The sequence below is a fragment of the Noviherbaspirillum soli genome (genome assembly GCF_015352955.1).
Taxonomy (GTDB): Bacteria; Pseudomonadota; Gammaproteobacteria; order Burkholderiales; family Burkholderiaceae_D; genus Noviherbaspirillum_A; species Noviherbaspirillum_A soli.
Genome location: NZ_JACYOX010000022.1, coordinates 1 through 12,082, shown reverse-complemented (window position 1 = coordinate 12,082; position 12,082 = coordinate 1). Strand labels below are relative to the sequence as shown.

9 protein-coding genes are annotated in these 12,082 nt (G+C 67.5%); 3 read left to right on the top strand and 6 right to left on the bottom strand.

What is annotated here, in order from left to right; genetic code table 11:
• Positions 1–98: 98 nt before the first annotated feature.
• The 5 genes from IGW04_RS15490 to IGW04_RS15470 form a co-directional block, all read right to left on the bottom strand.
• On the bottom strand, positions 99–1,535 hold the full coding sequence (locus IGW04_RS15490; RefSeq protein WP_194713992.1) for a UdgX family uracil-DNA binding protein: 1,437 nt from the start codon (positions 1,533–1,535) through the stop codon (positions 99–101).
• A complete protein-coding gene (locus tag IGW04_RS15485) occupies positions 1,532–2,764 on the bottom strand; it encodes a putative DNA modification/repair radical SAM protein (RefSeq protein ID WP_194713991.1) in 1,233 nt (410 codons plus the stop codon). The genes IGW04_RS15490 and IGW04_RS15485 overlap by 4 nt, the downstream gene beginning before the upstream one ends.
• Positions 2,765–2,838: 74 nt before the next feature.
• A complete protein-coding gene (locus IGW04_RS15480) occupies positions 2,839–5,049 on the bottom strand; it encodes a xanthine dehydrogenase family protein molybdopterin-binding subunit (protein WP_194713990.1) in 2,211 nt (736 codons plus the stop codon).
• A complete protein-coding gene (locus IGW04_RS15475; RefSeq protein ID WP_194713989.1) occupies positions 5,046–6,032 on the bottom strand; it encodes an FAD binding domain-containing protein in 987 nt (328 codons plus the stop codon). The genes IGW04_RS15480 and IGW04_RS15475 overlap by 4 nt, the downstream gene beginning before the upstream one ends.
• A gap of 13 nt (positions 6,033–6,045) precedes the next feature.
• Positions 6,046–6,735: a 2Fe-2S iron-sulfur cluster-binding protein gene (locus IGW04_RS15470; RefSeq protein ID WP_194713988.1), complete on the bottom strand. Its 690-nt coding sequence runs from the start codon at positions 6,733–6,735 to the stop codon at positions 6,046–6,048.
• A 252-nt stretch (positions 6,736–6,987) separates the two neighbouring features.
• On the opposite strand from IGW04_RS15470, the gene IGW04_RS15465 reads away from it, so the two are divergent.
• Complete coding sequence (locus IGW04_RS15465; RefSeq protein ID WP_194713987.1) at positions 6,988–8,385, top strand: alpha/beta fold hydrolase; 1,398 nt, start codon at positions 6,988–6,990, stop codon at positions 8,383–8,385.
• An 11-nt stretch (positions 8,386–8,396) separates the two neighbouring features.
• On the opposite strand, the gene IGW04_RS15460 is transcribed toward IGW04_RS15465, so the two are convergent.
• Positions 8,397–9,275: an SDR family oxidoreductase gene (locus IGW04_RS15460; protein ID WP_194713986.1), complete on the bottom strand. Its 879-nt coding sequence runs from the start codon at positions 9,273–9,275 to the stop codon at positions 8,397–8,399.
• A gap of 27 nt (positions 9,276–9,302) precedes the next feature.
• Between IGW04_RS15460 and IGW04_RS15455 the strand changes: the two genes are divergently transcribed.
• Together IGW04_RS15455 and IGW04_RS15450 are read left to right on the top strand one after the other, a co-directional pair.
• Positions 9,303–10,331 carry a CDP-6-deoxy-delta-3,4-glucoseen reductase gene (locus IGW04_RS15455; RefSeq protein WP_194713985.1) on the top strand — a complete coding sequence of 343 codons (1,029 nt, stop codon included), beginning with the start codon at positions 9,303–9,305 and terminating at the stop codon, positions 10,329–10,331.
• Between the two features lie 383 nt (positions 10,332–10,714).
• Positions 10,715–11,917 carry an acetylornithine transaminase gene (locus tag IGW04_RS15450; RefSeq protein ID WP_194713984.1) on the top strand — a complete coding sequence of 401 codons (1,203 nt, stop codon included), beginning with the start codon at positions 10,715–10,717 and terminating at the stop codon, positions 11,915–11,917.
• Positions 11,918–12,082: the final 165 nt, after the last annotated feature.

The following is a 12,082-nucleotide window of genomic DNA, read 5'->3' as shown; positions in this document are numbered from 1 at the left end:
CGCTGCCAAACATTCTTCCTCCGCGCCGAACCGGCAAGTCATGCGCCGAAAAATGATGACATCGCGCAATGGCGGCCATCATAACAGCGGCGCTGCCTTCAGGCCGGCTCTGCTTGACCCGGCAACAGGCTTTTTGCCAGCTGCAGCGCCCCCAGCATCGCATTGAATGCCGCCGCCCGCTCCTGTTCGCCGGGCAGGCGCAGCACGTAGGAAGGGTGCCAGGTCGGCACCAGCCAGCGTTCGCCCAGGCGCAGCGCCTGACCCTGCACCTTCGACAGCGCCAGGTCGGTGCGGCCGGTCAAAGCGCGCAATGCCGTGCTGCCAAGGGCGACCACGACCCCGGGCGCCACATCGGCCAGTTCCTTCCTGAGCCAGGGATTGCAGGCATCGACTTCCCGCTGCGCCGGCGTCTTGTGGATGCGCCGCTTGCCGCGCGGCTCCCACTTGAAATGCTTGACCGCATTGGTCAGGTAGGCCGACTGCCGTTCGATGCCGGCCTGGCGCAGCGCGTCGTCCAGCACCTTGCCGGCAGGCCCGGCGAAAGGCAGGCCGGCAAGGTCTTCCTGGTCGCCGGGCTGTTCGCCCACCAGCATCAGCGCCGCCTGGGCCGGGCCGGCGCCCGGCACCGCCTGCGTGGCATTGCGCCACAATTCGCAGCGGCGGCACTGCGACAGCTCGGACGGCAGCGCGCGCGGCGGCATGGCCTGCTGCGCGTCGACCTGCACCAGCGCGCCCGGCCGCTCGCCCACCGCCTGCGCCTGGCCGACGCGACGCCCGCCGGCGCTGGCGCTGCTGATCAGCCCCGGTATCAGCCGTCCTTCCGGCAGGTTTTTCCAGTAGCGCACCGGCATGTGCATTTCCATCGCGCCGGTATTCAAGCGGGACGGATTGTAGATGCTGCGGTAATACGCCAGCCACAGCGCCTCGCCCTGATCGTCGATATCCACCTCGGCCGGCCGTTCAGAAGGCGCCGGCCCGAAACGCAGCGTTTCGCCATCCGACGCGGCGGTGCCGTCGGGCGTGACGATGAGCCAGCTGGCGCGCCCCATGCGCTTGGCGAAATGGCCGGCGGCCTGGCGCAGCACATCATGCGCCGGCTCGAACCAGGCAATGAAGCGTGGATCGCCGGCGGCCGGGTCGCGTTCGCGAAAGCGCAGGAAGGCATGCATCTTGTGCTGCTCGCGCCGCACTGCCTTGACCATCGCGTGCAGCCGGGCGCCATCCTGGTCGGCGGCCGACAGCACCGCGGCATCGCCCTGCTGGCTGCGCCACAGGATGCGGTAGAGCAGCGCCCAGCGATCGTCGGCGCGAAAGCAGGAAGCCGCCTCCAGCATGCTCAAGAGGCCGGACGAGATGCGCAGCGCCGGGCTGGGCGCACCGGCCGCGGCTGGCGTGTCCAGCGCTTCGTTGCCGAACAGATCGGTCTCGCCCGGCGCCACCCAGTCGACATCATGCGGCGGCACCGCCTGGGCCAGCAGCGTGCGCGCCGCGTTGCGCCATTCGCCGAACGAGCCGACCGCGACGCGCCGGCTCAAGCCGCTTCCTGCAGGGCGGGAAACAGGCTCATCTGCTGCGGCGCTTCCGACATCATGCGGCGCAGGGCTTCCGACGGCAGCGTGTCGCGCTGCGGCCGGTAGTCCGCGGTGATGATGAAGGGCTTGAGCTTTTCCATGCTGCAGCGCAGCCGCGTCAGGTCGGCGTAGCGCACGCGCCGGCTGCGCCGCAGTTCGGCGATGCGCTTGGCATTGCGCAGGCCGATGCCGGGCACGCGGGCGATCATCTGCGGCTCGGCCAGGTTCAGGTCCAGCGGGAACAGGTCGCGGTGCGACAGCGCCCAGGCCAGCTTGGGATCGATGTCCAGCGGCAGGTTGCCCGGTCCGTCCAGCAGCTCGGCAGCCTGGAAGCCATAGCCGCGCATCAGGAAATCGGCCTGGTAAAGCCGGTGCTCGCGCATCATCGGCGGCGGACGCTGCGGCAGGCCGCTGGGGCTTTGCGGAATCGGGCTGAAGGCCGAGTAGTACACCCGGCGCAGCCGGTAGGCGCTGTACAGGGTTTGCGCGGTGTTGAGGATGGTGCTGTCGTCGGTGGCATCGGCGCCGACGATCATCTGCGTGCTCTGCCCGGCCGGCGAGAACGCCGGCGCCTTCGGCTCCTCCGCCTTTTCATCGATGCGGCGACGGATCGAGCCCATCGCGAACTTGATGGTGTGCATGCTCTTTTCCGGCGCCAGCGTCTCGATGCCGCGGTCGGTGGGCAGCTCGATGTTGACGCTCAAGCGGTCGGCCCAGCGTCCCGCTTCCTCGATCAGCTCGGGCGCGGCGTCGGGAATGGTCTTGAGGTGGATGTAGCCGCGGAACTGGTGCTGCTGGCGCAGGGTTTTGGCCACCAGGATCAATTGCTCCATCGTGTAGTCCGGCGACTGGATGATGCCGGAGCTGAGGAACAGGCCGTCGATGTAGTTGCGCAGATAAAAATCGATGGTGAGCCGGATCACTTCCTGCGGCGAGAACCGGGCGCGCGGCACATTGCTGCTGCGGCGGTTGACGCAGTACTGGCAGTCGTACAGGCAGAAATTGGTCAGCAGGATCTTCAGCAGCGACACGCAGCGGCCGTCGGGCGTATAGCTGTGGCAGATGCCGGTGCCGTTGGTCGCGCCCAGGCCATCCTTGCCCCTGGACGAACGCTGCGCTGCGCCGCTGCTGGCGCAGGAGGCATCGTACTTGGCGGCGTCGGCCAGGATTTCCAGCTTGTCGGTCAGTTCCATAGCGCCCTCTTACTGTGTTTAAGTACAGTATTTTAAGCGTTATGGACAATCCGCGCTGGCGCCGGCCCGCCCCGTCAGAGCAGCTTGTCCAGCGTGATCGGCAGGTCCCTCACCCGCTTGCCGGTGGCGTGATACACCGCGTTGGCAATCGCCGCCGCCACGCCGGTGATGCCGATCTCGCCGATGCCCTTGGCGCCGAGCGGATTGATGTGCGCATCCTTTTCCGGCACCACCACGATGTCGATCGCGCCGATGTCGGCATTCACCGGCACATGGTATTCGGCCAGGTTGGCATTCACCGCGCGGCCATAGCGCAGGTCGTATTCGGTGGCTTCCATCAAGGCCATGCCCACGCCCCAGACGATGCCGCCCATCAGCTGGCTGTGGCCGGTCTTGGCATTGAGCAGCTGGCCCACGCCGTAGGCCGCGGTGATGCGCGGCACCCGAACCTCGCCAAGGTCGGCGTCCACATGCACCTCGGCAAACACGGCGCCGAAGGAATGCATGGAATACGCCTCCTTCTCGCTGCCGGCCTTGGCCTCGCCGCTGGCTTCGAGCGCGCGGCCGCCGTTGCGGGCAAGGATGGCGGCATAGGGTTCGCGCCGGTCCGTCGACGAGCGCAGGAACAGCCAGCCCTCTTCCATGCCGACGTCGTCCGGTCTTGCGCCGGCCAGCGGCGAGCGCTGGTCCGCCAGCGCCAGGCTGACCAGCTTGTCGCGCAGTGCTGCGCAAGCCGCCTGCACCGCCGGCGAGACGCTGGCCACGGACTGCGAGCCGCCCGACACCGGCGCCTGCGGCAGCGACGAGTCGCCGAGTTCGAAGCGCACCTTGTCCGGCGCCAGGCCCAGCGCATCGGCCGCCACCTGGGTCATCACGGTATAGGTGCCGGTGCCGAGGTCCTGGGTGCCGGAGCGCACCACCGCGCTGCCGTCCGGCAGCAGGCGCGCGCTGGCCTTGGCGGCGGAGCGGTTGGCCGGATAGGTCGCGCTGGCCATGCCCATGCCGATCAGGGTGCCGCCGTCGCGCATGGATAGCGGACGCGGATCGCGCCTGGCCCAGCCGAAGCGCTCGGCGCCGACCCGGTAGCATTCGCGCAGCGCATTGCTGGACCACGGCTTGTCCTTCTCGGGGTCACGCTGCGCGTAGTTGCGCAGGCGCAGCTCGATCGGGTCGACCTTCATTTCATAGGCCAGCTCGTCCATCGCGCATTCGAGCGCGAAGCTGCCGGTGGCCTCGCCCGGCGCGCGCATGAAGGTCGGCGTGCCGATGTTGAGCCGCGCCAGCCGGTGGGTGGTCTGCTGGTTGGGCGCCTCGTACATCATGCGGGTGACGAGCGCGGCGGTCTCCAGCCAGTCTTCCTGGAACGAGGTGCTGGTCAATACGTTATGGCGTACCGCCGTCAGCGCACCATCCTTGCCGGCGGCCAGCAGCATGCGCTGCTCGGTGTTGGGCCGCCCACCGACCGGGCCGAACATCTGCGGCCGGTCCAGCACCAGCTTCACCGGGCGGCCGGCGCGGCGCGCGGCCATCGCCGCCAGCACCACGTGCGACCAGGTCGAGCCCTTGCAGCCGAAGCCGCCGCCGACGTAGGGGCAGATGACGCGCACCTTGTCGGGCGCGATGCCGAGCGTCTTGGCCACCGCGTTGCGGTCGCCGGTCACGTACTGGGTCGAGTCGTACAGCGTCAGGTGCTCGCCTTCCCAGACCGCGATGGTGGCATGCGGCTCCATCGGATTGTGATGCTCCATCGGCGTGCGATAGGCCACGTCGATCTGCGCCGCGGCCGCGGCGATGCCCGCTTCGAGATTGCCGCGATTGGTGTCGGCCGGTCCATCCTTCGCCTTCTTCGGATCGACCGGCTGCAGCTTGGCCTTTTCAAAGTCGGTGCTCGCCTGTTCGGCATGGTAGGAAAAGCGCACATGGCGCGCCGCGTCGGCGGCTTGCTCCAGCGTCTCGGCCACCACCAGCGCAACCGGCTGGTTGCTGTAATGCACCCGGTCGTCCTGCAGCAGGTTGAGCACCCGTCCCGCAGGCGGTTGCCCGGCGGCGGCCTTGCCGGCGGAGGGCAGGCGCGGCGCATTTTTGTGGGTCAGCACCGCGATCACGCCGGTCATGCGTTCCGCCTCCGCGCTGTCGACCGCGCTGATGCGGCCGTTGGCAATGGTGCTCATCACCAGCACCGCATGCGCCATCCGGGGAATCTTGTGCTCGGCCGAAAAGGTGGCCGTGCCGGTAACCTTGCGTACGCCATCGACGCGGTTGAGTGGCTGTCCTGTGGAAGTCATGCTGTCTGTCCCGCCTTGCGCAATGCGCGTGTGATGGCCCGCTGGGCGAGCGCGATCTTGAAACCGTTGTGCTCATAGCCTTTGGCGCCGGCCACCGCCGTGGCCGCGCACTGGTCGAGCACTTCGCGCGTCAGCGCCTGGCCCACCAGGAGGGCTTCGGCCTCGCGCGCGCGCCAGGGCTTGTGCGCCACCCCGCCAAGCGCGATGCGAGCCTCGCGCACCACGTCGTTTTCCATCCGCAGCGCGGCCGCCACCGACACCAGCGCGAAGGCATAGCTGGCGCGGTCGCGCACCTTCAGGTAATGGCTGTGGTCCGCATGCATGGCCGGCGGCAGGTCCACGCCCAGGATCAGTTCGCCGGGCTGCAGCACGCTGTCGCGCTGCGGCGTGTCGCCGGGCAGGGTATGGAAGTCGGTCATCGCGATGGCGCGCTCGCCGCTCGGCCCGCGCACCCGCACCACCGCGTCCAGCGCCGCCAGCGCCACGCTCATGTCGGACGGGTTGGTGGCGATGCACTGCTCGCTGGCGCCGAGGATGGCATGGATGCGGTTGTAGCCTTCAAGGGCGGCGCAGCCCGATCCGGGCTGGCGCTTGTTGCACTTGTCGAACGCGGTGTCGTAGAAGTAGTAGCAGCGGGTGCGCTGCAGCAGGTTGCCGCCCACGGTCGCCATGTTGCGCAGCTGCGGCGAGGCGCCCGACAGGAAGGCCTGCGACAGCAGCGGATAGCGCTGCCGCACCAGCGGGTGGTTGGCGGTATCGCTGTTGCGGGCCAGCGCGCCGATGCGCAGGCCGCCCTGCGGCAGCTCAGTGATGGCGGCCAGCGGCAGGCGGCTGACATCGATCAGGCGCTGCGGCGTCTCGACGCCATTCTTCATCAGGTCCAGCAGATTGGTGCCGCCGCCGATGAAGCGCGCCCCCGGCTGCTGGGCCAGCGCGACCGCCTGCGCCACTTCAGTCGGACGTTCATAGGAAAAGGGATGCATGATGGCCTTCGGGCTAGAGCTTGACGCCGGCGGCATCCTGCACCGCTGCAACGATATTCGGGTAAGCGCCGCAACGGCAGAGATTGCCGCTCATGCGCTCGCGGATTTCCTGTGCGTCCAGAGCGATCGGTATCTGGCGCACGTCTTTCGTGACCGCGCTGGCGGCATTCGCGGCGGCTTCGTTGAGCAGGCCGGCGGCCGAGCAGATCTGGCCCGGCGTGCAGTAGCCGCACTGGAAGGCGTCGCGCTCGATGAAGGCCGCCTGCAGCGGATGCAGCGCGCCTTCCTGGCCAAGGCCCTCGATGGTGGTGACTTCCTGGCCCTCATGCATGATGGCCAGCGTCAGGCAGGCATTGATGCGGCGTCCCTCCACCAGCACGGTGCAGGCGCCGCACTGGCCGCGGTCGCAGCCTTTCTTGGCGCCGGTCAGCCCCACCACTTCCCGCAGGGCGTCCAGCAAGGTGACCCGCGGCTCCAGGTTCAGGCGATGTTCGCGGCCGTTGATGCGCAGCAGCACCGGCACGGTGGCCGCTGCCTGCGTGGCGCCGGATGGGCGCGCCGGCGTCGCCGCCTCGGCGCCTCCCAGCGGCGCGGCCAGCCCGCCTATGGTGGCCACTGCGGACTGGATGAAGCCGCGCCGCGTCAGCGCTGCGCGGGGAAGTTCGCCGAACGACTTTTCAGGGTCGGAGGAATCGTTTTGCATGGTATGGCGCCTGTCTGGATGTGGCGGCCCGGCATGTGTGCCCGGCCTGATGCGGGCAGGGCCAATGCAAATTCGATACCACGCCACTGCGCGGGCGGGCTTCCCCATGCAGGCCGCCGCGCCGGGTAGCCTGCCGGCAAAAGCCGTGTAATTTTTACAGCCGAGCCATGCATGCCGGTGTAGTTGGCGGCTGACCCGACAATCCTGTACTGTCCGACACTGCCCGTTCCTGACAAAAACCAAGGAGACCCGATGAAGCTTGCTTTCCCTCTTTCCCTGCTGGCCGCCGCCCTGCTGGCCGGCTGCGCCAGCCAGGGCGATACCGTCGCCGCCGATGCCACGCCGCCGATCGTCTTCGTGCACGGCAACGGCGACAGCGCCGCGCTATGGCAAACCACCTACTGGCGCTTCGAGAGCAATGGCTGGCCGCGCTCGCACCTGCATGCGATCAACCTGCCCTATCCGCTGGCGCGCGACGACGACGGCAAGCCGCAGCCCGGCCGCACCTCCACCGCCGAGCACCGGGATTACCTGAAGAAGGAGATCGACCAGGTGCTGCGCCGGACCGGCGCCAGCAAGGTGGTCCTGGTGGGCAACTCGCGCGGCGGCAATGCGATCCGCAACTACATCCAGACCAGCATGCAGCAGACCGGCACTGCGGCCGTGTCCCATGCGGTCCTGGGCGGCACGCCCAACCACGGCGTATGGGCGCGCCCGGGCGAGCGCGAAGGCAATGAATTCGCCGGCACCGGCCCTTTCCTGACCGGCCTGAACGCGCCGAAGAATGCCGCCGGCGATGAAGTCGCCGGCCCGGTGCGCTGGATGACGATACGCTCGGACAACAACGACAAGTTTGCGCAGCCCGACGCCGGCTGGCCGGCAGGCAACGGCAAGCCCACCGGCGTGAGCTTCGCCGGCCCGGAACTGAAAGGCGCGCGCAACGTGGTCATACCCGGCATCGACCACCGCGAAACCTCGTACAGCGCGCCGGCATTCGAGGCGACCTACCGCTTCATCACGGGGCGCGCGCCGGCCCGGCTGGACATTGCGCCCGAGGCGCAGGTGCAGCTGTCCGGCATGGTGACCGGCTCCGGCGTCGATCCGCTGGAGACGAAATCCGGCAACTTCGCCAACAATCTGCCGCTGCCCGGCGCAAAGCTGGAAGTGTATGCAGTGCAGCCGGATGGCCCGGATGCCGGCGCGCGCATCGGCCAGGCGATGCATGTCCAGACCATAGGCGCAGATGGCAAATGGGGACCCTTCCGGGCGCAGCCCAACATGCCCTACGAGTTCGTGATCAGCGCGCCGGGCTATGCAAGCACCCATGTCTACCGCAGCGGCTTTCCGCGCTCCAGCGACATCGTGATACTGCGGCCGGAGCGCATTGCCGAAGCCGACCGCGCCGCGAAGCAGATCGTGATCCTGACCCGGCCGCGCGGCTATCTCGACGCCGGCCGCGACCGCATGCTGCTGGATGGCCGTGCGCCCGCCGGCCTGCCCGCCCGCGGCGGCATGCTGGCGACCAGCAAGCTGCTGCTGCAGGACGCGGCGCCGCGCGCGGTGCAGGCGGAGTTCAATGGCGAACGCCTGGCGGGGCGCAGCTGGAATGCGGCGGACGGCGCCGTGACGGTGCTGGAAATCACCCAGTAAGAACGGCTGGCTCAGCCCTGTTGCGCCGGCGCCGCCAGCGCCGAGCGCACCGTCGGGTAGCGCAGCCGCATGCCCAGCTCCTGCTTGACGCGGTCGTTGCGCAGGCGGCGCGACTCCGACATGAAGGACAGCATCATAGGCGACACCGCCTCGCGCAACTGCGCCCGCGGCAGGCGCGGCGGCCGCGGCAGCTGATGGGCGTCGGCCACCGCATCGAAATAGTCGGCCATGCGCATGTCGCTGTCGTCCACCGCGTGATAGAGGCGCGACGGCGCGCCGCGAAACAGCGTGAGCAAAATCAGCCGCGCCAGGTCGTCGGCATGGATGTGGTTGGTATAGACATCGTCTTCCTCGGCCAGCGCCGGCATGCCCTTCTGCAGCCGCTCCAGCGGCAGCCGGTCCTGGGCATAGATGCCCGGCACCCGCAGTATCGCCAGCCGCCCGCCCGCTTTTTTGGCCCAGCGCCGCAGCACGCGCTCGGCATCGACCCGGCGCACCGCGCGCGGATTGGCCGGCCGCACCGGACGGGTTTCATCGAACACCGCGCCGCCGCAGTCGCCATAGACCCCGGTGGTGCTCACATAAACCAGGCTTGCCCCCTGCGGTAGAATGGCGGCCAGATTGCGGGTGCGGCTGTCGATGGCGCCCGCAGTGGGCGGCGGCGCCAGGTGGATCACATGGCTGGCCAGCCGCGCCAGACGCGCCAGGGTCGCCGGCTGGTCCAGGTTTGCCGTCAGCGGCACCGCGCCGGCCGCGCGCAGTTCGGCATGACGCGCCGGCTGGCTGGTCACCGCATAGACCCGAAAGCGGTCGCGCACCAGCGGCAACAGCCGCATGCCGACGTCGCCGCAACCAATGATCAGCAGCCGTGGCTTGCCGATCTTATTCATGGACAATTTTTTCATCTGCGGGATTGTATGACTTTCCAAGTAACGGTAGAGCCCAGCGGCCGCCAATTCAGCTGCGACGAAGACGAAACCGTGCTGGCCGCGGCGATCCGCGCCGGCGTCGGCCTGCCCTATGGCTGCAAGAACGGCGCCTGCGGCAGCTGCCGCGGCAAGCTGGTCTCGGGCGAGGTCAGCCACCGCGCCCACCAGGAACGGGCGCTGCCGGTAGCCGACGAGGCGCGCGGCTTCGCCCTGTTCTGCTGCGCCGTGCCGCACAGCGACCTGGTGATCGAGGCGCGCGAGGTGCTGGGCATAAGTGAATTTCCGATCAAGAAAATGCCGACCCGGGTGGCGAAGATAGACCGCGTCGCCGACGATGTGATCGTGCTCTCGCTGCAGCTGCCGGCCAACGAGCGGCTGCAGTACCGCGCCGGCCAGTTCATCGAATTCATCCTGAAGGACGGCCGCCGCCGCAGCTACAGCATGGCCAATGCGCCGCATCTGGACGAGCACCTGACGCTGCACATCCGCCACCTGCCGGGCGGCGTCTTCACCGACCATGTGTTCAACACGATGAAGGAGCGCGACATCCTTCGCTTCGAAGGCCCGCTGGGCACCTTCTTCCTGCGCGAGGACAGCAGCAAGCCGATCGTGATGCTGGCTTCCGGCACCGGTTTTGCGCCGATCAAGGCCATGGTCGAGCAGGCGCAGCACAACAAGATGACGCGCCCGATCACGCTGTACTGGGGCGGCCGCCGGCCGCGCGACCTGTACATGGATGCACTGTGCCGCGAATGGGCCGAGACCCTGCCGAATTTCCGCTACGTGCCGGTGGTGTCGGATGCGAAGCCCGAGGACAACTGGCAGGGCCGCACCGGCTTCGTGCATCGCGCCGTGATCGAAGACCTGCCCGACCTGTCCGCCTACCAGGTCTATGCCTGCGGCGCGCCGGCCATGGTGGATGCGGCACAGAACGACTTCACCGCGCAGTGCAGGCTGCCGGCCGACGAGTTCTACGCCGACGCCTTCACCTCGGAAGCCGACCTGGCCGCGCCGTGACTGCGCACGCATGCGGTGCGGGCCGTTTGACGCGCTGCGATAAAAATCATACTATCGCCCGCATGACACATTCACTGACCGCCTCGCGACGCCGCATCCCGCATCCTGAACCCGGGAAGCCGTGCGTGTGAGTGTCAGTCAGTCACCAAGCCACAGGTCAGCCCTGTGGCTTTTTTTTTGATTCATCACGGACCAGCGTGAATAGACGGTTTTCGTAGGGTGTAATACCCGAAGGGCATTGCACCGCTGTCGCAGACTGCGATGGCATTGCCGGCCGACTTCCTCGATTGATCATGGTGGAATGCCCCTGCGGGGCATTCCACTCTACGAACGCCGTTCGTTCACAATGGTCCGTGAAAAATTTTTTGAACAGGAGTCATCAAATGGAATTCAGCCAGTACGACACCGACGCGCTGCTCTACATCACCAACCGCCCGCCGCTGGTCTTCACCGAAGGCCAGGGCATGTGGCTCACCGACCATACCGGCAAGCGCTATCTCGATTACCTGCAGGGCTGGGCCGTGAACTGCCTGGGCCATTCGCCGCAATGCATACAGGACGCGCTGAGTGCGCAGGCGAAAAAGCTGATCAACCCCTCCCCTGCCTTCTACAACGAGCCGATGGTGACGCTGGCTTCGGCGCTCACCGCCAACTCCTGCTTCGACCGCGTGTTCTTCGCCAACAGCGGCGCCGAAGCCAATGAAAGCGCAATCAAGCTGGCGCGCAAATGGGGCCAGAAGACGCCCAACGAAAAAGGCGAGAGCCGCCACGAGATCATCACCTTCGACCACAGCTTCCACGGCCGCACGCTGGCGACCATGTCGGCCAGCGGCAAGCCCGGCTGGGACAAGATCTTCGCACCGCAGGTATCGGGCTTCCACAAGGCAGACCTGAATGACATCGCCACCGTGGAAAACCTGATCACCGACCGTACCGTGGCGGTAATGCTGGAGCCGGTGCAAGGCGAAGGCGGCGTGATTCCCGCCAGCCGCGAATTCATGCAGGCGCTGAGGAAGCTGACCAAAGAGCGCAATCTGCTGCTGATCGTCGACGAAGTGCAGACCGGCATGGGCAGGACCGGCGAGCTGTTTGCCTACCAGCTGTCAGACATCGAGCCCGACATCATGACCCTGGGCAAGGGCATCGGCGGCGGCGTGCCGCTGTCGGCCATGCTGTGCAAGGAGGAAGTCGCCTGCTTCGAGCCGGGCGACCAGGGCGGCACCTACAACGGCAATCCGTTGATGACGGCGGTGGGCGGCGCGGTGCTCAAGGCGCTGCTGGAGCCGGGCTTCCTGCCGGGCGTGCGCGAGAAAGGCGACTACCTGCGCGGCGAACTGCTGAAACTGACCGAGCGCTTTGGCCTGGTGGGCGAGCGCGGCGAGGGCCTGCTGCGGGCGCTGAAGCTGGGCCGCCCGATCGGCCCGCAGATCGTGGAACTGGCGCGCGACATGGGGCCGGTGGGCCTGCTGCTCAATTCGCCGCGGCCGGATCTGCTGCGCTTCATGCCGGCACTGAATGTGAGCACGGAGGAGATTGACCAGATGATCGCGATGCTGGCGGAGGTGCTGGAAAAGTTGGAGGACTAAGCAGGTTTATTGTCGGTTTTGAGCGGGTCATTATTCTAGGCGGCCTCAAATATGAAGTGCAACACCATTTCTTGTAAAGTGTGCACATGCAGAAACCGACCACTTATCAGCAGCTTCAGCCTGAGGACCGAATTACCATTGCCACGATGAGACAGCGCGGCTTCA